The organism is Pseudomonas fluorescens (assembly GCF_001902145.1).
Classification (GTDB): domain Bacteria; phylum Pseudomonadota; class Gammaproteobacteria; order Pseudomonadales; family Pseudomonadaceae; genus Aquipseudomonas; species Aquipseudomonas fluorescens_BV.
Window position 1 is genome coordinate 489,100 of record NZ_MRST01000024.1, and the last position, 21,760, is coordinate 510,859.

The 21,760-nt window shown below is 61.1% G+C and carries 17 protein-coding genes; 13 read left to right on the top strand and 4 right to left on the bottom strand.

Annotated elements, in window-relative coordinates; all coding sequences use genetic code 11:
- The first annotated feature begins 43 nt into the window (after positions 1 to 43).
- The 5 genes from BUE92_RS16145 (at position 44) to BUE92_RS16165 (ending at position 8,425) form a co-directional block, all read left to right on the top strand.
- Positions 44 to 976 carry a hypothetical protein gene (locus BUE92_RS16145; RefSeq protein WP_014716676.1) on the top strand — a complete coding sequence of 311 codons (933 nt, stop codon included), beginning with the start codon at positions 44 to 46 and terminating at the stop codon, positions 974 to 976.
- Complete coding sequence (locus BUE92_RS16150; protein WP_073524891.1) at positions 973 to 1,422, top strand: hypothetical protein; 450 nt, start codon at positions 973 to 975, stop codon at positions 1,420 to 1,422. The genes BUE92_RS16145 and BUE92_RS16150 overlap by 4 nt, the downstream gene beginning before the upstream one ends.
- Positions 1,423 to 1,609: 187 nt before the next feature.
- On the top strand, positions 1,610 to 4,900 hold the full coding sequence (locus BUE92_RS16155; RefSeq protein WP_073524894.1) for a transglutaminase family protein: 3,291 nt from the start codon (positions 1,610 to 1,612) through the stop codon (positions 4,898 to 4,900).
- Positions 4,901 to 5,048: 148 nt separating this feature from the next.
- Positions 5,049 to 7,535 (top strand): circularly permuted type 2 ATP-grasp protein, encoded by a 2,487-nt coding sequence (locus tag BUE92_RS16160; protein WP_073524895.1) that lies wholly within the window; start codon positions 5,049 to 5,051, stop codon positions 7,533 to 7,535.
- Positions 7,535 to 8,425: a transglutaminase family protein gene (locus tag BUE92_RS16165; protein WP_073524896.1), complete on the top strand. Its 891-nt coding sequence runs from the start codon at positions 7,535 to 7,537 to the stop codon at positions 8,423 to 8,425. The genes BUE92_RS16160 and BUE92_RS16165 overlap by 1 nt, the downstream gene beginning before the upstream one ends.
- Before the next feature lie 131 nt (positions 8,426 to 8,556).
- On the opposite strand, the gene BUE92_RS16170 is transcribed toward BUE92_RS16165, so the two are convergent.
- Entirely contained in the window at positions 8,557 to 8,739 is a 183-nt protein-coding gene (locus BUE92_RS16170) for a hypothetical protein (protein ID WP_005784271.1), read from the bottom strand.
- Between the two features lie 332 nt (positions 8,740 to 9,071).
- Between BUE92_RS16170 and azu the strand changes: the two genes are divergently transcribed.
- Positions 9,072 to 9,518 (top strand): azurin, encoded by a 447-nt coding sequence (azu, locus tag BUE92_RS16175; protein WP_073524897.1) that lies wholly within the window; start codon positions 9,072 to 9,074, stop codon positions 9,516 to 9,518.
- 136 nt (positions 9,519 to 9,654) lie between these two features.
- Here the strand turns inward: azu and nadE are convergent, their stop codons facing one another.
- The 3 genes from nadE to BUE92_RS16190 all read right to left on the bottom strand — a co-directional run bounded on the left by nadE (position 9,655) and on the right by BUE92_RS16190 (position 12,797).
- Entirely contained in the window at positions 9,655 to 10,482 is an 828-nt protein-coding gene (gene nadE, locus BUE92_RS16180) for an ammonia-dependent NAD(+) synthetase (RefSeq protein WP_073524898.1), read from the bottom strand.
- A 3-nt stretch (positions 10,483 to 10,485) separates the two neighbouring features.
- Positions 10,486 to 11,700, bottom strand: a complete 1,215-nt coding sequence (pncB, locus tag BUE92_RS16185) for a nicotinate phosphoribosyltransferase (RefSeq protein WP_073524899.1) — start codon at positions 11,698 to 11,700, stop codon at positions 10,486 to 10,488.
- 206 nt (positions 11,701 to 11,906) lie between these two features.
- Complete coding sequence (locus tag BUE92_RS16190) at positions 11,907 to 12,797, bottom strand: LysR family transcriptional regulator (RefSeq protein ID WP_073524900.1); 891 nt, start codon at positions 12,795 to 12,797, stop codon at positions 11,907 to 11,909.
- A 153-nt stretch (positions 12,798 to 12,950) separates the two neighbouring features.
- Here BUE92_RS16190 and amaB point away from each other — a divergent pair, with 153 nt between their 5' ends.
- The 7 genes from amaB (at position 12,951) to BUE92_RS16225 (ending at position 21,395) form a co-directional block, all read left to right on the top strand.
- Positions 12,951 to 14,441, top strand: a complete 1,491-nt coding sequence (gene amaB / locus BUE92_RS16195; RefSeq protein ID WP_073524902.1) for an L-piperidine-6-carboxylate dehydrogenase — start codon at positions 12,951 to 12,953, stop codon at positions 14,439 to 14,441.
- A 178-nt stretch (positions 14,442 to 14,619) separates the two neighbouring features.
- Positions 14,620 to 15,903, top strand: coding sequence for an L-pipecolate oxidase (amaA, locus tag BUE92_RS16200; protein WP_073524905.1), 1,284 nt, complete (start codon positions 14,620 to 14,622; stop codon positions 15,901 to 15,903).
- 374 nt (positions 15,904 to 16,277) lie between these two features.
- Positions 16,278 to 17,414 carry a branched-chain amino acid ABC transporter substrate-binding protein gene (locus BUE92_RS16205; protein WP_073524907.1) on the top strand — a complete coding sequence of 379 codons (1,137 nt, stop codon included), beginning with the start codon at positions 16,278 to 16,280 and terminating at the stop codon, positions 17,412 to 17,414.
- 201 nt (positions 17,415 to 17,615) lie between these two features.
- On the top strand, positions 17,616 to 18,530 hold the full coding sequence (locus tag BUE92_RS16210) for an ABC transporter permease subunit (RefSeq protein WP_003188099.1): 915 nt from the start codon (positions 17,616 to 17,618) through the stop codon (positions 18,528 to 18,530).
- Positions 18,531 to 18,532: 2 nt separating this feature from the next.
- Complete coding sequence (gene livM / locus BUE92_RS16215) at positions 18,533 to 19,810, top strand: high-affinity branched-chain amino acid ABC transporter permease LivM (RefSeq protein WP_073524908.1); 1,278 nt, start codon at positions 18,533 to 18,535, stop codon at positions 19,808 to 19,810.
- On the top strand, positions 19,807 to 20,682 hold the full coding sequence (locus BUE92_RS16220) for an ABC transporter ATP-binding protein (RefSeq protein ID WP_073524909.1): 876 nt from the start codon (positions 19,807 to 19,809) through the stop codon (positions 20,680 to 20,682). Before livM ends, BUE92_RS16220 begins: the two co-directional genes overlap by 4 nt.
- Entirely contained in the window at positions 20,679 to 21,395 is a 717-nt protein-coding gene (locus BUE92_RS16225; RefSeq protein ID WP_005784287.1) for an ABC transporter ATP-binding protein, read from the top strand. The genes BUE92_RS16220 and BUE92_RS16225 overlap by 4 nt, the downstream gene beginning before the upstream one ends.
- Positions 21,396 to 21,760 lie beyond the last annotated feature (365 nt).

The following is a 21,760-nucleotide window of genomic DNA, read 5'->3' on the forward strand; positions in this document are numbered from 1 at the left end:
ATGAGGCCGGTCTGGGCACTCTCAATTTCAAGGAAGAACACTTATGGGCAACCCCTTGCTCAACATCGGCATGGACTCCAACCGCTCCCAATTCATGGCGCGCCAGCGCATTGAAAGCCAGATCAACCTGCCGCGGCTGTTCGCCGTCATCGACGCCGACCCCAGCATCGTCGGCGCTGGCGTGGTTTACATCGACGCCGACTTCAACGTGATCACCCTGCGCGAATTCAAGCCCATCTGCAGCATCAAACCCAAGCGCGTCATTTTGCGCGAGGCGCAGAAGTACATCTCGCCGGCGCAGTTTGTCGAGCAGGTGAAGACCGACCCCCGTGAAGGGCGTCTCCAGAAGGAGGCCTTTGATATGGGGCTCTCCTGTGGAGCGGCGGTGATCGGTTGGATCGTGGTGTTCAGTGGCAGCGTCGCCGTACCCTTCACCGCCGGTGCCAGTGCTTTTGTGGTGGGTATTGGTGTCACGGCGGCGCTGGCCAGCAGCGCTCAGTGCGGGTTTGGCGTGGCCCGTACCTATAACGAGATCCTTGACCCGGATGCCAACGACCGTATGGACGACGCCCAGTGGTATGGCGCGGTGTCACCGATTCTCGATGCCGCATCGTTGGTCGGGATCGGAACGGGAGCCTTCACCACATTAAGGCTGCTCAAGGCCAAAAAGGCCGCTGCGTTGGGCAAGAGTTGGTATGAGCTGCTCAAGGGCTTGAATCGCCAGGAGCGCAAGAAGTTGACCCAGGAATTGCTCAGCCTCAAAGACCCAAGCCTGACCCCCAAGTTGCTCAAGTTGCAGCAGCGCGCCGGCACGTTGCCCAAGCGCTACAGCTCTACGGAAATTCGTCATGCCACCCTCACCCAGCTCAAGGACGCCTTGGGCGGCATGTTGGGTATCTGGGGCAGCTATCGAACCGGTCACGTCGGCTCGGCGTCGACGCTTGCCATTGGCCTGTATGAGGAACTGACGGAATGAAGGGGTTTCCCGATAGGCGCAGTTTCCTTGCGCGTTATTTTCCGGTGTTCATGGGCACCATCTTCATGGCGATTTTCTCTGGTTCGGTGGCTGTCTCCACGGCGGGCGTAACCTATTTGCGCGGGGTTGAACCGGCGCTCAAGGCCAACTACTCCGGGGCTGCAATACTGGTGCTGGTAGCGGTGCTGGTGTTTGGTAATGTGATGATTGCCCGCGGGTACCCCTGGGCGACCCGGCTGGTGGCGGGCTATCTGGTGTGTTGCCTGCTGTTCGTTTTGCCGATGATTCAATACGGCCTCAATACCCTGGTGTACGGCTCGGCAGTGCTGTTTCCGCTGCTGGGTTTGTTGCTGCTCAACAGCAAGCGCCATCGTGAAATGCGCCAGCGGCTGCTCGAAATCCGCCATCTGCGCCAAGCGGTCATTGCGCAACGCAAAGCCCGTTGATTGGGTAGATTCACCACCTGCCCTCAGCCCGGCGCTACAAATGTGTGCAGCGCCTGCACCATAGCCGCAACGTTGGCGCTGTTTTGGTGCTGTACTGCACCGGGCCTGACGTTTTAGTGCAATGACTGCTGCTGTGGCATAAGTCTTGCGCGCGTTGTGCTTATGCCCTGGCTCGCAGGAGGCCGCCGTGTCGATTCATGTCGCGTTGCACCACGTTACGCATTACCGCTACGACCGTGCTGTCGAACTCGGCCCACAGATCGTTCGGCTACGCCCGGCAGCCCATAGCCGTACGCGAATACTGTCCTACGCGCTGAAGGTGTTGCCCGAGCAGCATTTCATCAACTGGCAGCAAGACCCCCAGGGCAATTACCTGGCGCGCCTGGTGTTCCCGGAAAAGACTGACGAGTTGCGCATTGAGGTCGACCTGGTCGCCGAGATGGCGGTGTTCAATCCGTTCGATTTTTTCCTGGAACCCTACGCCGAAAAAATCCCGTTCAGCTACGCCGCCGATGAGCAGCGCGAGCTGGCGCCGTACCTGGAAACCTTGCCGCTGACGCCAAGGTTTGCCGCCTACCTGGCCGGTATCGACCGCACGCCGCTGCCTGCTGTGGATTTCCTGGTCGGCCTCAACCAGCGCCTGGCCGCCGATATCGGTTACCTGATTCGCATGGAACCGGGCGTGCAAACCCCGGAATTCACCCTGGAAAACGCATCCGGCTCCTGCCGCGACTCGGCCTGGTTGTTGGTGCAATTGCTGCGCAACCTCGGCTTGGCGGCACGATTTGTCTCTGGTTACCTGATCCAGCTCACCGCTGACGTCAAAGCCCTCGACGGCCCGTCCGGTACCGAGGTGGACTTCACCGACCTGCACGCCTGGTGCGAAGTGTATTTGCCCGGCGCTGGCTGGATTGGACTGGATGCCACATCCGGGTTGTTCGCCGGTGAAGGGCATATCCCCTTGGCCTGCAGCCCTGATCCATCGTCTGCCGCGCCGATCAGTGGGTTGGTTGAGCCGTGCGAATGCGAGTTCACCCATGAGATGTCGGTGGAGCGCATCTGGGAAGCGCCACGGGTGACCAAGCCCTACACCGAAGAACAATGGCTGGCGATCCAGGCTCTGGGCCGGCAGATCGACGGCGACCTGCTCAAGCACGACGTACGCCTGACCATGGGCGGCGAGCCGACCTTCGTTTCTATCGACGATCCCGACGGCGCCGAGTGGAACACCGCAGCCCTGGGCCCGGACAAGCGTCGCCTGTCGGCCGAGCTGTTCCAGCGCCTGCGCCAGCACTATGCGCCCAAGGGCCTGGTGCATTTCGGCCAAGGCAAGTGGTACCCCGGCGAGCAACTGCCGCGCTGGTCGCTCAACTGCTATTGGCGCCGCGATGGCGTGCCGATCTGGCACAACAGCGCGCTGATCGCCGATGAACAGCAGGACTATGGCGCCGATGGGGTGATGGCTGGGCGTTTCCTGGCCAGCGTCGCCGAGCGCCTGAAACTGCCGGCGCGCTTTGTGTTCCCTGCGTTCGAGGACAATTACTACTACCTGTGGCGCGAAGGTGCGCTGCCCCAGAACGTCACCGCCCAGGACCCGCGCCTGAGCGACGACCTGGAGCGTGAGCGCCTGCGCAAGGTGTTCAGCCAGGGCCTGGATAAAGTCATCGGCCAAGTGCTGCCGCTGGCACGGACTGCGGCCAATGACCGCTGGCAGAGTGGGCGTTGGTACCTGCGCGACAACCATTGCCGCCTGGTGCCGGGGGATTCGCCGCTGGGCTATCGCCTGCCGCTCGCTTCGCAGCCCTGGGTGACTGCGGCGCAGTATCCGTTTGTGCATCCGACCGACCCTAACCAGGATCAGCCGGATCTGCCGACCAGCGCCCAGTTGCAAAACCATGGCGAGCCCGCGCCGGGTGATGAGCGTGTGCCCAAGGTTGACGAGTCTGCTGACTGGCTGACCCGTACCGCGCTGTGCGCCGAAGCACGCGAAGGGCGCCTGTACCTGTTTATGCCGCCGCTGGAGCGCGTCGAGGATTACCTGGAGCTGGTGACTGCCATTGAGGCCACCGCCCAAGAGCTGCATTGCCCGGTACTGCTGGAGGGCTACGAGCCGCCAGCGGATACGCGCCTGAGCAATTTCCGGGTCACGCCAGACCCTGGTGTCATCGAGGTCAACGTACAGCCGTCCACCACCTGGGACGAGTTGGTGGAACGCACCGAATTCCTCTACGAAGAGGCCCGGCAAACCCGGCTGACCACCGAAAAATTCATGATCGACGGGCGTCACACCGGCACGGGTGGCGGTAACCACTTCGTGCTGGGCGGTGCGACGCCCAAGGATTCGCCCTTCCTGCGTCGGCCGGACCTGCTGCGCAGCCTGATCAGCTACTGGCATAACCACCCGTCGTTGTCCTATTTGTTCTCCGGCCTGTTTATCGGCCCCACCTCCCAGGCCCCCAGGGTAGATGAGGCGCGCAATGATGCGCTGTATGAACTGGAAATCGCCTTCGCGCAGATGCCGGCACCGGGCGAGGACTGCCCGCCATGGTTGGTGGATCGCCTGTTGCGCAACCTGCTGATCGACGTGACAGGCAATACCCATCGCGCCGAATTCTGTATCGACAAACTCTACTCACCCGACGGCGCCACTGGCCGCCTGGGGCTGCTGGAACTGCGCGCCTTTGAAATGCCGCCCCACGCGCGCATGAGCCTGACCCAGCAGTTGTTGCTGCGGGCGCTGGTCGCGCGGTTCTGGCGCGAGCCCTATGCGCCGCCGAAGCTGGCGCGCTGGGGCACTGAACTGCATGACCGTTTCCTGTTGCCGCACTTTATCGAGCAGGACTTTGCCGACGTGATCGTCGAGCTGAACGCGGCCGGCTACCCGCTGCGTGCCGAATGGTTCGCGGCGCACCTGGAGTTTCGTTTCCCCAAGGTGGGCGACTACGCCGTCAGCGGTATCGAACTGGAACTGCGCCAGGCCTTGGAACCCTGGCACGTGCTGGGCGAGGAGGGCGCAGTGGGTGGCACGGTGCGCTATGTGGATTCGTCCCTGGAGCGCCTGCAAGTGAAGTTGAGCGGGTTGCCACCGCAACGCTACCTGCTGACCTGCAATGGCGTGCCGGTGCCGCTGCAAGCGACCGGCCGCGTCGGCGAGTTCGTGGCGGGCGTGCGTTACCGCGCCTGGCAACCGGCCAACTGCCTGCAACCGACCATCCCCGTGCATGCGCCGCTGGTATTCGACTTGCTCGACACCTGGATGCAGCGCTCGTTGGGCGGCTGCCAATACCATGTGGCGCACCCGGGCGGGCGCAATTACGACAGCCTGCCGGTCAATGCCAATGAGGCGGAGAGCCGGCGCATGGCGCGGTTTTTCCGCTTGGGGCATAGCCCGGGCAAGCTTGCGGTGCCTGCTCTGGTGATTAATGACGAGTTGCCGATGACCTTGGACCTGCGACGCTTTCCCCATAAAAATGACTGAATGCGATCCAAATGTGGGAGCGGGCTTGCTCGCGAAAGCGGTGTATCAGTCGAAATATGCATAGACTGACCCGCCGCATTCGCGAGCAAGCCCGCTCCCACATTAGACTGTGGTGACTTTGACTTCCCTTGCCTCTGCCGAGCGTTCCATGTCCGACTTGCTCGACCGTTACCCGCTCACCGCGGGCACCTATCACGAACTACTGGACGACAGCGGCGCGGTGCGTGCTCATTGGCGACGCTTGTTCGATCACCTGCAACGCAGCACGTCCGCACAACTGGCCCAGCGCCAGGCATTGCTGACGCGGCAGATCCAGGAAAACGGCGTGACCTACAACGTCTACGCCGACCCCAAGGGCGCCGATCGCCCCTGGGAGCTGGACCTGTTGCCCCATGTGCTGGCCGCTGAGGAGTGGCAGCAACTGTCGGCTGGCATCGCCCAGCGTGCGCGCCTGCTCAATGCGGTACTGGCCGACCTGTATGGCCCGCAGCGCCTGATCAAGGAAGGCTTGCTGCCCGCCGAACTGGTGTTCGGGCATAACAATTTTCTGTGGCCGTGCCAGGGTATCCAGCCGCCCGACGGTGCGTTCCTGCATCTGTACGCGGTCGACCTGGCACGCACGCCGGATGGCCGCTGGTGGGTCACCGCCGACCGTACCCAAGCCCCGTCGGGCGCCGGCTACGCCCTGGAAAACCGCACCATCGTGTCCCGCGCTTTCCCGGACCTGTACCGGGATATGCAGGTGCAGCACCTCACCGGTTTCTTTCGCACGTTGCAGGAAACCCTGGCGCGCCAGGCCCCTGGCGATGACCAGCCGCCACTGATCGTGCTGCTCACGCCGGGGCGTTTCAACGAAAGCTATTTCGAACACCTGTACCTGGCGCGCCAGCTCGGCTACCCCTTGGTAGAGGGCGGCGACCTCACCGTGCGCGACAGCACCGTGTTCCTGAAAACCCTTAGCGGCCTGCGCCGGGTGCACGCGATCATGCGTCGCCTTGATGATGATTTCTGCGACCCGCTGGAGCTGCGCACCGACTCCGCGCTCGGCGTGCCGGGCCTGCTCGACGCCGTGCGCCAAGGCAATGTGCTGGTGGCCAATGCGTTGGGCAGCGGCGTGCTGGAGTCCCCTGGGTTGCTGGGCTTTTTGCCCAGGATCAACGAGTTTTTGTTCGGTGAAGCCTTGATCCTGCCATCGATTGCCACCTGGTGGTGCGGTGAAGCGCCGGTACTCGCCGAAGCCCTGGAGAAGCTGCCGGAGCTGTTGATCAAGCCGGCATTCCCCTCGCAAAGTTTCGCCCCGGTGTTTGGTCGCGACCTTGATGATGAACAGCGCCAGGCCCTGGCCGAACGCATGCGTGCGCGGCCCTATGCCTATGTCGCCCAAGAGCTGGCGCAACTGTCTCAGGCGCCGGTATGGCACACCGTGGATGACCACCTGCAACACCGTGCCATTGGCATGCGTGTCTACGCCGTGGCCAGTGATGACGGCTATCGGGTACTGCCCGGCGGCCTGACTCGCGTGGCGGCCGACGCCGATGCCGAGGTGGTGTCGATGCAGCGCGGCGGGGCGAGCAAGGACACCTGGGTGCTCGGCGAACGCGTGCCGGGTGGCGAGCAGTGGCGCGCCCAACGCACCATTGGCGCCTATGACCTGGTGCGCCGCGATCCCTATCTGCCCTCGCGCGTGGTGGAAAACCTGTTCTGGTTCGGTCGTTACTGCGAGCGCTGCGACGACAGTGCGCGCTGGCTGCGCATCGTGCTGGCGCGGTATGTCGATGGCGACGATCCGCTGGCGTTGCAGGCCGCCGTCGAACTGGGCGAAAGCCTGCGTCTGCTGCCGGAGGAGGGCGAGTTGCCTGAGCGTCTGCTCGCCGCCTTGCTGGGTGATGACTGGCCTTCAAGTTTGCGCGCCAACCTGCAGCGCCTGCAGTGGGCGGCGTCCCAGGTGCGCGGCAAGTTGTCCCGGGAAAACTGGCAGGCCCTGGTGGAGTTGCAACGCGAAGCCATGGAGCTGGAAAGCGACACCGCAGATTTTGGCGAGCTGCTCGACTTTCTCAACCGCCTGGTGATGTCCCTGGCGGCACTGTCCGGTTTCGCCCTGGACGACATGACCCGCGATGAAGGCTGGCGCTTCTTGATGATGGGCCGGCGTATCGAGCGTCTGCAATTTCTGAGCAGTAGCCTTGCGGCGTTCCTACGCGGCGTGGCGGTGTTCGATCAGGCCGGGCTGGAATGGTTGCTGGAGCTGGGCAACAGCAGCATCACCTACCGCTCGCGCTACCTGGCGGTGCCGCAGTTGATCCCGGTGCTCGACCTGCTGCTGCTCGACGAGCAGAACCCCCATGCGGTGCTGTTCCAGCTCAAGTTGGTGAGCCGCACCCTGCGCCGTCTCAATGATGATTTTGGCGTGCCCCGTGAAACCGGGCTGGCGCCTTTGGTCGAGTGCCTGGCGCGTTTTGACCTGGGCTGCCTGGAGAACGGCCTGTTTGGCGAAACCAGCGTGCGTGCCGCGCTGGACGGCCTGGCCGACTTGCTGCAAGCGGTGGCCGATGAAAGCGGGCAAGTGTCGGATCGCCTGGCGTTGCGCCATTTTGCCCATGTGGATGATGTCAGCCAGCAAACGGTGTCGGTGTAATGAGCGCGCGCTATCAGATTTTCCACGATACCCATTACCACTACGACAGCCCGGTGTCCCTGGCCCAGCAACTGGCGCACCTCTGGCCACGGCCGTGCGCCTGGCAGAAGTGCACCTGGCAGCAGTTGGATATCAGCCCGGAACCCACCTCGCGCCGCGATGAGCTGGACGTGTTCGGCAACCCGATCACCCGCCTGGCGTTCGAACGGCCCCATGATGAATTACTGGTGAACGCCGGGCTCACTGTAGAAGTGCTGGCGCGACCCGCTCTGGACTTCCAGCGGTCGCCGCCCTGGGACCACACCCGCGACAGCCTGACCTACAGCAGCCAGCCTTTGATCGCCGACTTGATCGAAGCCTGCCGCTATCGCTTCGAGTCGCCCTATGTTCATCTGAAGAAAACCTTCGTCGAGTTCTCTGAAAGCTGCTTCCCGCCCGGCGAACCTCTACTGTTGGGCACGCAGGCATTGATGGAGAAGATCTTCAGCGAATTTACCTTCGATGCCGAAGCCACCCAGGTCGCCACGCCGCTGGTGGAAGTGCTGGAGCGCCGTCGCGGCGTGTGCCAGGACTTCGCTCACCTGATGCTTGCCTGCCTGCGTTCGCGTGGCCTGGCGGCGCGCTATATCAGCGGCTATCTGCTGACCCAGCCACCGTCCGGCCAGCCACGGCTGATTGGCGCGGATGCGTCCCATGCGTGGGTCTCGGTGTTTTGCCCGGTATCAGGCTGGGTGGATTTTGACCCGACCAACAATGTGCAGCCGGCGTTGGAGCACATCACCCTGGCCTGGGGCCGGGACTTTTCCGATGTGTCGCCGTTGCGTGGGGTGATTCTGGGGGGAGGCAGCCATGATCCGGAGGTGCGGGTGACGGTGATGCCGCTGGAATAATGACTGCGGGCTGTCGATTTTTGTAATGGGAGCGAGCTTGCTCGCGAAGGATCTTGGGGCGCCACGTTAATCCAGGCGTCCCGCGTCATCGTTGACGTTCTTCGCGAGCAAGCTCGCTCCTACAGGAATGCTTATTCAGCCGGGTCTTTCGGGGTTTCGGTCTCGTCAGTTGCCGCTTCACCTTCGGCATCCGGGTTCAGTGCGCCGGCTTCTTCGTCTGCAGCGGCTTTCTTGCGTTGCAGCTTTTCCTCTTTCTTCTGTTCCTTGGCCAAGTCTCTCTGACGTTTGGCGAAGGAGTAATTAGGTTTGGCCATGGGCGATCCTCTAGGGTCGAAGGTGAGGGTGGCGGCGCGCAGCTGCCTTGGGTCGTCATGGTAGCAGCTTCAAGGTGCCCTTTGCTTTCACTTACCGCAGGCGTAGGCAGCCAGAAGGCCGTTGAACAGGTGATTAAGGTGCATGGCATGAACTCCCGTGAGTGATGGGCCGATCATAATCAGGGGGCGGCAGTTTGGCTGGTTGATTGTGTTGATGAAGCTGATAGCCTAAAGTTGTATACAATCTGTTGATGCAGATCATAAGAACTCAAGCCTGATTGAGGCACCCTTACCGCAATCCGCGTTTTTAAAACCCTGCCTTGGAGATTCACATGTTTGCCAAACTCGTTGCTGTTTCCCTGCTGACTCTGGCGAGCGGCCAGTTGCTTGCTGCAGAGTGCAAGGTCACTGTCGACTCCACTGACCAGATGTCGTTCAACACTAAAGAAATCACCATCGACAAGAGCTGCAAGCAGTTCACCGTTGAGCTGAAGCACTCGGGCAACCTGCCGAAAAACGTGATGGGCCATAACTGGGTGCTGACCACCAAGGCCGACATGGCCGGCGTCGCCACCGACGGCATGGCGGCTGGCATTGACAAGAACTACCTGAAAGAAGGCGACACCCGCGTCATCGCCCATACCAAGATCATTGGCGCTGGTGAGACAGATTCGGTGACCTTCGACGTGTCCAAGCTGGCAGCAGGTACTGATTACGAGTTCTTCTGCTCGTTCCCTGGCCATAACTCCATGATGAAAGGTGCTGTGGTCCTGAAGTAAGACCGCGTTATCGTTCTTCGCGAGCAAGCCCGCTCCCACATTCGACCGCATTCTCATGTTGGAACTCGGTCAACTGTGGGAGCGGGCTTGCTCGCGAAGGCGATCTGACAATCAATGCAAAACGATCTGGTTCACCTCAAGGCGCAAACGGCATCACCCGCTTGTGCTCAGTCTTGCGATAGGTATCGCAGATAATCCTGAACGCCTCCTCACGCACCGGCTCCCCCTGCAGGAACGCATCGATCTCGGCATAGGTCACGCCATGTGACGCCTCGTCCGGCTTGCCCGGCGACAGGTCTTCGAGGTCGGCGGTCGGCACCTTCTCCACCAGCGATTCCGGCGCGCCAAAGTGGCGGGCAATGGCACGCACCTGATGCTTCACCAGCCCGCTCAACGGCGCCAGGTCGCAAGCCCCGTCACCGAACTTGGTGTAAAAGCCCATCACCGCTTCCGCCGCATGGTCGGTGCCGATCACCAGCCCACCGACCGCGCCGGCGATGGTGTACTGCGCCACCATGCGCATGCGCGCCTTGGTATTGCCCAGCACGAAGTCGCGGGACGCTGCGGCCTTGCCTTCAAAGGCGGTCACTTCATTGGCCAGGGCTTTCACCGCCGGGCCGATGTTGACGGTCTGGCGCTCATCCGGCTCGATAAAGTCCACCGAGGCCTGGGCGTCGTGTTCGTCGAACTGGGTTTCGTAGGGCAGGCGCACGGCAATAAAGCGGTACGCCTCATCGCCGGTGCTGGCGCGCAGTTCCTGCACCGCACGTTGGGCCAAGAGGCCTGCGGTCAGGGAGTCGACACCGCCACTGATGCCGAGCACCAGTGTCTTGAGCCCGGAATTGCGCAGGCAGTCCTGGATAAAGGCCACGCGCCGGGCAACCTCGGCTTCGAGTGCGGCCTGGTCCTTGAACGGGGCTTGCACCTTGAGCTGTTGTGCAATCTCACGCTGTACGGCTTGCATGATTCACTCCTTGCTGGATAGGGCAGGTACTTTGAAAACGTGACGCAAATAGGCGACAAAATTCGGGTCGGTGCAATGGGTCTTGCCCGCTTCATCGGAGATTTTCGCGACGGGCTGGCCATTGCAGGCTGTCATTTTAAGCACGATGCTCATCGGTTCCACCCCTGGAATATCACAGGTCAGGTTGGTGCCGATGCCAAAGCTCACATTAATGCGACCACGCAGTGCCCGGAATATCTCCAACGACTTGGGCAATGTCAGACTGTCGGAGAACACCAGGGTCTTGCTCATCGGTTCGATGCCCAACTTGTGGTAGTGAGCGATGGCTTTTTCTGCCCACTGGATCGGATCACCGGAGTCATGGCGCAGGCCGTCGAACAGCTTGGCGAAGTACAAGTCGAAGTCGCCCAGGAACGCGTCGGTGGTGATGCAGTCGGTGAGGGCGATACCCAGCAGGCCACGGTACTCGCGCACCCAGCAATCAAGCGCGGCGATCTGGCTGTCGATCAGGCGCGGGCCCAGTTGCTGGTGGGCCATGATCCATTCATGGGCCATGGTACCCAGCGGCTTCATATCGAACTCACGGGCCAGGTGCACATTGCTGGTGCCAACAAAGCGGCCAGGGAAATCGTGCTTGAGCACGCTGACCACTTCCTCTTGCACCCGGTAGGAAAAACGCCGGCGCGTGCCGAAGTCCGCCACTTGCAGCTCCGACAGCTCTTCGCTGCTGGCATTGGCGGTCAACCAGTCGAACTTGCGATACAACTGCTCGCGGGCCTGTTCAAGGATCACGGTCTGGTAGCGGTAGCGGTTACGCACCTCGCTGACGATAGCCAGCATCGGGACTTCAAACAGGATCACATGCAGCCACGGCCCGCGCAGGCGGATAAACAACTCGCCGTTCTCGATGCCGGTTTGCACATACCGCAGGTTGAAGCGAAACAGCCCGAGGAAACGCAGAAAATCCGGCTTCATAAAGCTGATGCGTTCCAGGAACCCCAATTGATCGGGGCTCAGGCTCAGCTCGGCGAGGCGCTCGATCTGGTAACGAATCTCCGCCAGGTAAGGGCGCAGGTCTTCACTGTTACGGCAACGAAACTCCCATTCAACTTCCACGTTCGGGTAGTTGTGCAGCACCGCCTGCATCATGGTCAGCTTGTAGAAGTCGGTGTCGAGCAGGTTCTGCACGATGCGATCGGCAAACACACTCTCGCTCATAACGGGAATCTCCAGACGGGTCGGCGATGGAGGCCGGCCTTTACGCACAATTGAGGAAGGGGGTTAGTGGCGCATAGACCTGTGGGGGATTGCCAGTGATTTTTTTGCCAAGGCCACTGGCGCTTTCGCGAGCAAGCCCGCTCCCACACTTGGAATGCATTCCAAATGTGGGAGCGGGCTTGTTCGCGAAAGCGATATTTCAGGCACTAAATAACCTGCTCCATCATCCACTTCACAAATTCGCGCACTTTGGGCACCTCCGCTGAATGCTCAGGATACGCCAGGTAGTAGGCATCCTGGCTCGGCATCCCATGCTGCCAGGGAATCACCAACTTGCCCTCGGCCAACTCCTCTTCCACTAAAAAACGCGGCAACAGCGCCGCGCCGCAACCCACCTGTGCCGCGCGAATGCACATGTAGAACGTGTCGAACCGCGGCCCATGGTAGCTGTGCTCGGTATGGAAACCCTGGCTGGCGAACCAGTCATGCCAGCCCTGGGGCCTCGAGGCGTTTTGCAGCAGCACCAGCTCGCTCAGTTGCGTAGGGGCGGTGAAGGGCTGGGCAGGCAGGCTGTCGGGCGAACAGACGGGTACCAGCTCTTCACTGAACAGTTTCAGGCTCTCGGTGCCGGGACGTGCGCCCTGGCCGAAATAGAACGCCATGTCGGCCTTGCCTTGCAGCAGTTCATCCGGGGCCTGTTCGTTGCACAGGTCCAGGTGGATCTGCGGGTGGCGCAAACGCCAACCCTTGAGGCGCGGCACCAGCCAGCGTGCGCCAAACGTGTAGGGCGTGGACACGCGCAGCACTTCGGTTTCGCCGCCGTAGGAGCGCAGGTAGTGGGTGGACATTTCCACCTGGGTGAGGATCTTGCGCACTTCCACCAGGTACAGGTCGCCCGCAGGTGTCATCTGCAAGCGGCGGCGCACGCGGCGAAACAGCAGGTGTTGCAACAGCTCTTCCAACTGCGCTACTTGTTTGCTCACCGCGCTTTGGGTCAGGTTCAGTTCCTCGGCGGCGCGGGTGAAGCTCAGGTGGCGGGTGGCCGCTTCGAAACACTGCAGGGCGGTGATCGAGGGCAAATGTCTTTTGTTCAGCACGGCATGCCTCTTTTTATTCTTTGCATGAATAAAGGGAATGATATCTCGCCTAATCGTCGTTTGTTGGCAAGTCTTGGGCCAGCTACAAATAGGCTCAGGATCGCCGTGCAAGTAGCGGCGCGATTTTTCTACGCAGATTTGAAGGAGTGACCCATGGTTGCCGCATTGCTTGATCGTCTCGGGGTAAACCCGGCGCTGTACCAGGCTGGGAAACAACCCGTGCATTCACCGATTGATGGCAGCCGTATCGGCAGTGTCCATTGGGAAGGTGCCGCCGAGGTGGAGCAACAGGTCAGTCGCGCCGAGCATGCATTCGAAGCCTGGCGCAAAGTGCCGGCGCCGCGACGTGGCGAGCTGGTGCGCCAGTTCGGCGACGTATTGCGCGAGTACAAGGCCGACCTGGGTGAACTCGTTTCCTGGGAAGCCGGCAAGATCACCCAGGAAGGCTTGGGTGAAGTGCAGGAAATGATCGACATCTGCGATTTCGCCGTCGGCCTGTCGCGCCAGTTGTACGGCTTGACCATCGCCTCCGAGCGCCCCGGCCACCATATGCGTGAAACCTGGCACCCACTGGGCGTGGTCGGCGTGATCAGCGCTTTCAACTTCCCAGTGGCGGTGTGGGCGTGGAACACCGCGCTGGCCTTGGTGTGCGGCAACGCGGTGATCTGGAAACCGTCGGAAAAGACCCCGCTCACCGCACTGGCCTGCCAGGCCCTGTTCGAGCGCGTGTTGAAGACGTTCGACGGTGCCCCCGAGTACCTCAGCCAAGTGATCATCGGCGGCCGCGACGCCGGCGCTGCGCTGGTGGATGACCCGCGCGTCGCCCTGATCAGCGCCACCGGCAGCACGCGCATGGGCCGCGAAGTGGCACCCAAAGTCGCCGCGCGTTTCGCCCGCAGCATCCTTGAGCTGGGCGGCAACAACGCGATGATCCTCGGCCCAAGCGCCGACCTCGACATGGCCGTGCGCGCCATCCTGTTCAGCGCGGTGGGCACCGCCGGCCAGCGCTGCACAACCCTGCGCCGGCTGATCGCCCATGAGTCGGTCAAGGAAGAGATCGTCACGCGCCTCAAGGCCGCCTATTCCAAAGTGCGCATCGGCCACCCGCTGGAAGGCAACCTGATCGGCCCGCTGATCGACAAGCACAGTTTCGACAACATGCAGGACGCCCTTGAGCAAGCCTTGAGCGAAGGCGGCAAGGTGTTCGGCGGCAAGCGCCAACTGCAAGACAAATTCCCCAACGCCTACTACGTATCGCCGGCCATCGTGGAAATGCCTGAGCAAAGCGACGTGGTGTGCAGCGAAACCTTCGCGCCGATTCTTTACGTGGTCGGCTACACCGACTTCGCCGAAGCCCTGCGCCTGAACAACGCCGTGCCACAAGGCTTGTCGTCCTGCATCTTCACCACCGACGTGCGTGAAGCCGAGCAGTTCATGTCGGCGGTGGGCAGTGACTGTGGCATTGCCAACGTCAACATCGGGCCGAGCGGCGCGGAGATCGGTGGCGCGTTCGGGGGTGAAAAAGAAACCGGCGGCGGGCGTGAATCGGGCTCGGATGCGTGGCGCGGGTATATGCGCAGGCAGACCAATACCGTGAACTACTCGCTGGAGCTGCCGTTGGCACAAGGCATCACCTTCGACTAAACCACTGTCGAAACGCGGTTGAAAATGTGGGAGCGGGCTTGCTCGCGAATGCAGTGTGTCAGTCAACAGATTTACAGCTGATCCACCGCATTCGCGAGCAAGCCCGCTCCCACATTTGATCGGATTACCAAGTTGAAACTGAATTGAGTTGTTTGTTAGGTCTCATCGGAGTCTGGCAATGGCACTGCGCGAAACATGTTTATGGGAACACCTCACCCCAAGCCGGCCGGATCGCGCTGCGCTCAAGGGCGCGGTCAAGGTGGATGTGTGCGTGATCGGCGCCGGTATCACCGGTTTGTCGGCGGCCATTCATTTGCTGGAACAGGGTAAAAGCGTCGCGGTACTGGAGGCCCATCGCACCGGCCACGGCGGTTCGGGGCGCAACGTCGGGCTGGTCAATGCCGGCCTGTGGATTCCACCGGATGAGATCGAAGCCGGTTTCGGCACGGCAGTGGGCAGCCAGCTCAACCGCATGTTGGGTGCGGCGCCGTCCCTGGTGTTCAGCCTGATCGACAAGTACAACATCGACTGCCAATTGCGCCGTGAAGGCACCTTGCATATGGCGCACAACGCCCGTGGCGAGGCGGACTTGCGCAGCCGTGAGGAGCAGTGGAAGCGCCGTGGCGCACCGGTTGAGTTACTCACCGGCCAGGCCTGCGAGCACGCCACCGGCACCCGAAAAATCGCCGCCGCGTTGCTCGATCGGCGCGCCGGCACCTTGAACCCCATGGCCTACACCACTGGGTTGGCAAATGCCGCCGCGGGGCTGGGCGGGCAATTGTTCGATCATTCCCCGGTCACCCAGCTTGAGCGTCAAGGCGCTGATTGGTCGGTGCAGACTGCCGAGGGGGCGGTGCAGGCCGCCCAGGTGGTGATCGCCTCCAATGCTTACACCGAAGGCGAATGGACTGAGCTGCGGCGTAACTTCTTCCCCGGCTATTACTACCAGGTGGCCTCGGCGCCGCTGACCGATGACGCCGCCCGGCAAATCCTCCCCGGCGGCCAGGGGTCATGGGACACGCGCCAAGTCCTGAGCAGTATTCGCCGCGATGCCGATGGCCGCCTGTTGTTGGGCAGCCTGGGTAACGGCAACCAGAAACCGGCGTGGTTCCTCAAAGCATGGGCCGATCGGGTGCAGCAACACTACTTCCCGTACCTCAAACCGGTGCAGTGGGAATACACCTGGACCGGCTGCATCGCGTTCACTCCCGACCACTTGATGCGCCTGTTTGAACCGGCCCCCGGCCTGGTGGCAGTCACCGGTTATAACGGGCGCGGCGTGACCACCGGCAGCGTGGTGGGCAAGGCGTTTGCCGACTACCTGTGTCACCAGGCCCCCCAAGCCTTACCGATTCCTTTTGCGCCCATGCAACCCCTGGCCGCCGTGGGCCTGCGCAGTTGTCTGTATGAAGCCGGCTTCTCGCTCTATCACGCCGGGCAATGCCTGAGGATCGTGATCTGATCAGCGAAATACCCCTCAGAAGCCTGCGTTTTCTTAGCAGGCTACCCATCTGTATTGGTGCAAGTCGTAGCAATCACGCACTGTAAATGTGCAGTTCCGTTACGCACATTGTTACAGCTGTAGGAACTGTCGTTTATGCCTGTGGTTGCAGGTGCGACCTGCCAAGGTTGTACTTTTTTGGAGTGTTGGTTGCACCTATAGACGCTAGACGGTTGCACGTCCTGGCAAAAGGCGTCGAAACGCCTGTAATAACAATGACACCGTGTCTTTTTGAAGAATAAAAAAGTAATGGCACGCGGCTTGCTCTGAGCTTTCGGTGAAAGGTTTGAATGCAAGTTGTCGTGCCAAAAATCAAAAATATCGGAGCACCACTCATGTCCCAGACGTTTTACAAGAAAGGTTTTCTGGCCCTCGCCGTTGCTGCGGCGCTGGGTGTTTCTACGTTTGTCCAAGCTGATGTGAAAATTGGTGTGGCGGGCCCGATGACGGGTGCCAACGCCGCTTTCGGTGAGCAGTACATGAAGGGTGCCCAGGCGGCAGCCGAGGTGATCAACAAGGCCGGCGGTATCAACGGCGAGAAAATCGTACTGGTGGCGGGCGATGACGCCTGCGAACCCAAGCAGGCCGTGGCCGTGGCCAACCGCCTGGCCGACCAGGACAAAGTGATCGGCGTGGTCGGGCACTTCTGCTCGTCCAACACCATCCCGGCGTCTGAGGTCTATGACGAGGCGGGCATCATCGCCATCACGCCAGGCTCCACCAACCCACAGGTCACCGAACGCGGCCTGGCCGCCATGTTCCGTATGTGCGGGCGTGACGACCAGCAAGGCATCGTGGCCGGCGACTACATCGTCGATGTGCTCAAGGGCAAGAAAGTCGCGGTGATCAACGACAAGGACACCTACGGCAAAGGCCTGGCCGACGCCACCGCAGCCCAGTTGACCAAGCGCGGCGTCAAGCCGGTGCTGGAGGAGGGCCTGACCCGTGGCGAGAAAGACTTCAGCGCCCTGGTCACCAAGATCCGTTCCCTGGGCGCCGACGTCGTGTACTTCGGCGGCCTGCATCCGGAAGCCGGCCCATTGGTGCGCCAGATCCGTGAAGCGGGCTTGAAAGACGTCAAGTTCATGTCCGATGACGGCGTGGTCACCGACGAACTCGTAGCCACCGCCGGCGGCGCGCAGTACGTCGATGGCGTGTACATGACCTTCGGCGCCGACCCGCGCCTGCTGCCAGACAGCAAGACGGTCGTGGAAGAGTTCCGCAAGAACGGCACCGAGCCTGAAGGCTACACCCTGTACGCCTACGCCTCGATCCAGGCCCTGGCCGCCGGCTTCAACGGTGCCAAGTCCAACAAGGGCGAAGACGCTGCCAAGTGGCTCAAGGCCAACCCGGTCCAGACGGTGATGGGCAAGAAGGAATGGGACGGCAAAGGCGACCTGAAAGTCTCTGACTACGTGGTTTACCAGTGGGACAAAGACGGCAAATACCATCAGTTGGAAAAGCAGAAGTAAGTACAAGCACCACGGACTCAATGTGGGAGCGGGCTTGCTCGCGAAAGCAGAGTGTCAGTCGCCGAATGTGTTTATGACACACCGCATTCGCGAGCAAGCCCGCTCCCACATAAGGGCTGTGTTTTGACCCCGACCTGTCTTTTCCTCCAGAAGCGCCGCACACCTACCGGTGTGCAGGTGCTCACCGCGTGAGATTGCGTTATGGATGGTATTTTCCTGCAGCAACTGGTCAACGGCCTGACCCTCGGGTCGGTCTATGGCCTGATCGCCATCGGCTACACAATGGTCTATGGCATCATTGGCATGATCAACTTCGCCCACGGCGAGGTTTATATGATTTCCGCTTACCTCGCGGCGATCAGTCTGGCACTGCTGGCTTACTTCGGCATCGAATCCTTCCCGCTGCTCATTCTCGGTACCTTGATCTTCACCGTGGTCGTCACCGGCGTGTACGGTTGGGTGATTGAGCGTGTCGCCTACAAACCCCTGCGTAACTCCACCCGGCTGGCACCGCTGATCAGCGCTATCGGTATCTCCCTGATCCTGCAGAACTACGCGCAGATCGCCCAGGGCGCCAAGCAACAAGGCATTCCCACTCTGCTGGCCGGCGCCTGGCGTGTCGATATCGGCACCGGGTTCGTGCAACTGACCTACACCAAAGTGTTCATCCTGGTCGCCGCTTTTGCCGGCATGGCCTTGCTCACCTACATCATCAAATACACCAAGCTGGGCCGCATGTGCCGCGCTACCCAGCAAGACCGCAAGATGGCCTCGATCCTGGGCATCAATACCGATCGCGTGATCTCCTACGTGTTTGTCATCGGTGCCGCCATGGCCGCCCTGGCCGGCGTGCTCATCACCCTCAATTACGGCACCTTCGACTTCTATGCCGGCTTCATTATCGGCATCAAGGCGTTTACCGCGGCGGTACTCGGCGGCATCGGCTCCCTGCCTGGGGCGATGCTGGGCGGGATCATCCTCGGTATCTCCGAGTCGCTGTTCTCGGGGTTGATCAACTCTGACTACAAAGACGTGTTCAGTTTCTCCCTGCTGGTGGTGATTCTGATTTTCCGTCCCCAGGGCCTGCTTGGTCGCCCACTCGTGGCGAAGGTGTAAACATGTCTGCTGCCAAATCCATTGATATCAAGAAAAGTGTCGTCGATACGGTGCTCGCGGGGCTGATTTCGCTGATCGTGTTCGGCCCGATTGTCGGCGTGGTGCTCGACGGCTACAGCTTCAACCTGGAACCTGCGCGGGTTGCCGTGCTGGTCGCCATCGTCATGGCCGGGCGCTTTGCCCTCAGCCTGTTCCTGCAAACACCCAAGGGCGTGAAGATCCTGCAGGGGTTCGAGAGCAGCGGCTCCGGTGTGCACGTGCTGCCACCGGACTACAAGTCGCGGCTGCGCTGGATCATCCCGGCGCTGATCGTGATCGCCATCGTGTTCCCGATCTTTGCCAACAAGTATCTGCTCACCGTGGTGATCCTGGGGCTTATCTACGTGTTGCTCGGCCTGGGGTTGAACATCGTGGTGGGCCTGGCGGGCCTGCTCGACCTGGGTTACGTGGCCTTCTACGCCATCGGTGCCTACGGCTTGGCGCTGGGTTATCAATACCTGGGCCTGGGCTTCTGGACCGTGCTGCCACTGGCGGCCATCGCGGCGGCGTTGGCGGGGTGCATACTCGGCTTCCCGGTGCTGCGAATGCACGGTGACTACCTGGCCATCGTGACCCTGGGCTTCGGTGAAATCATTCGCCTGGTGCTCAACAACTGGCTGTCGTTCACCGGCGGCCCGAACGGTATGCCAGTACCGTCACCGACCTTCCTGGGCCTGGAGTTCGGCAGGCGAGCGAAGGAGGGTGGCATACCGTTTCACGAGTTTTTCGGCATCGATTACAACCCCAACATCAAGTTCATGTTCATCTACATCGTGCTGTTTCTGGTGGTGCTGGCCGTGCTGTACATCAAGCATCGCCTGACGCGCATGCCGGTCGGTCGCGCCTGGGAAGCCCTGCGCGAGGATGAAATCGCCTGCCGTTCCATGGGCCTGAACCATGTGCTAGTCAAGCTTTCGGCATTCACCATCGGTGCATCCACCGCAGGTTTGGCCGGTGTGTTTTTTGCCAGCTACCAGGGCTTCGTCAACCCATCGTCGTTTACCTTCTTCGAGTCGGCGTTGATCCTCGCCATCGTGGTGTTGGGCGGCATGGGCTCGACGGTCGGCGTGGTGATCGCCGCGTTTGTGCTGACCGTGGCACCTGAATTGCTGCGCAGCTTCTCTGAATACCGAGTACTGCTGTTCGGCGTGTTGATGGTGGTGATGATGATCTGGAGACCGCGTGGTTTGATCCGGATCAGCCGTACTGGTGTGACCCCACGTAAAGGAGTGGCGCCATGAGCAAGGAAGTCGTCCTGTCCGTGGAACATTTGATGATGCACTTCGGGGGCATCAAGGCCTTGAGCGACGTGAGCCTCAAGGTCGAACGCAACTCGATCTTCGCCCTGATCGGCCCCAACGGCGCCGGCAAGACCACGGTGTTCAACTGCCTCACTGGCTTCTACAAAGCCAGCGGCGGCAAGATCGAACTCAACGTGCGGGGCAAGCAAACCAACGTCATCCAGTTGCTGGGTGAACGCTTTGAGGCCACCGACTTTGTCTCGCCCAAAAGCTTCCTCAGCCGCGTGTACTACAAGATGTTCGGCGGCACTCACCTGGTGAACCGTGCCGGCCTGGCGCGTACCTTCCAGAACATTCGCCTGTTCAAGGAAATGTCGGTGCTGGAAAACCTGCTGGTGGCCCAGCATATGTGGGTCAACCGCAACATGCTTGCCGGCATCCTCAACACCAAGGCCTACCGCAAGGCCGAAAGCGATGCGCTGGACTGCGCGTTCTACTGGCTGGAAGTGGTCGACTTGGTGGACTGCGCCAACCGCCTGGCCGGTGAGCTCTCCTACGGCCAGCAGCGCCGCCTGGAAATCGCCCGTGCCATGTGCACGCGGCCGCAGATCATCTGCCTGGACGAACCGGCAGCGGGCCTCAACCCACAGGAAACCGAAGCCCTCAGCGCGATGATTCGCCTGCTGCGCGACGAACACGACCTTACGGTGGTGCTGATCGAACACGACATGGGCATGGTGATGAGTATTTCCGACCACATTGTGGTGCTGGACCACGGCAACGTGATCGCCGAAGGCGGCCCGGATGCGATCCGCAACGACCCGAAAGTGATCGCCGCCTACCTTGGTGCGGATGAAGAGGAGCTGGTATGAGCGCACCTATCCTCGAAATGAAGGACCTGGACGTGTTCTACGGCCCGATCCAGGCCCTGAAAAAAGTCTCGCTGCACATCAACGAAGGCGAAACCGTCAGCCTGATCGGCTCCAACGGCGCGGGTAAGTCCACGTTGCTGATGTCGATCTTCGGTCAGCCTCGGGCCGAGTCGGGGCAGATCCTCTACAACGGCGTCGACATTACTCACAAGTCGTCCCACTACATCGCTTCCAACGGCATTGCGCAGTCGCCGGAAGGGCGGCGGGTATTTCCCGACATGACCGTCGAGGAAAACCTGCTGATGGGCACCATCCCCATTGGCGACAAGTTCGCCAGCGAGGACATGCAACGCATGTTCGAGCTGTTCCCCAGGCTCAAGGAGCGGCGCAACCAGCGGGCGATGACGATGTCCGGTGGTGAGCAGCAAATGCTCGCCATCGCCCGTGCGCTGATGAGCCGGCCCAAGCTGTTGCTGCTCGATGAGCCAAGCCTGGGGTTGGCGCCGATTGTTGTGAAGCAGATCTTTTCCACCCTGCGCGAGCTGGCATCCACCGGGATGACTATTTTCCTGGTGGAACAGAACGCCAACCATGCGCTGCGCCTGTCGGACCGGGCGTATGTAATGGTCAACGGCGAGATCCGCCTGACAGGCACCGGCAAGGAGTTGCTGGTGAACGAGGAAGTGCGCAACGCCTACCTGGGCGGTCACTAGCAATACGCTTAAACCTGTAGGAGCGAGCTTGCTCGCGAAAAACGTCAACGATGACGCGGGCATTCTGGATGCGCGCGGTGTTCTTGAGTTCTTCGCGAGCAAGCTCGCTCCTACAGTTATTTAAGGTGTCCACAAGGCCAGCGCCAAATTGTGGAAAACAAATCCAGCCCACCTCAAAAGCGCGACATATAGCCGCCGCAAATCCCTGTTTTGTCACAGTTTTGACTTGTCCCCATCCACTGTGGAACCGGCTGTGGGTAACGTGGGAGTAGCTGGCTGAAAGCCTTTAATTACGTGGCTTGTAGCGTGTTGGTTGTTTTTCGACCAGTGTGTTTTTCGCGACCGTCTCAAGGGTTTGTCAACCT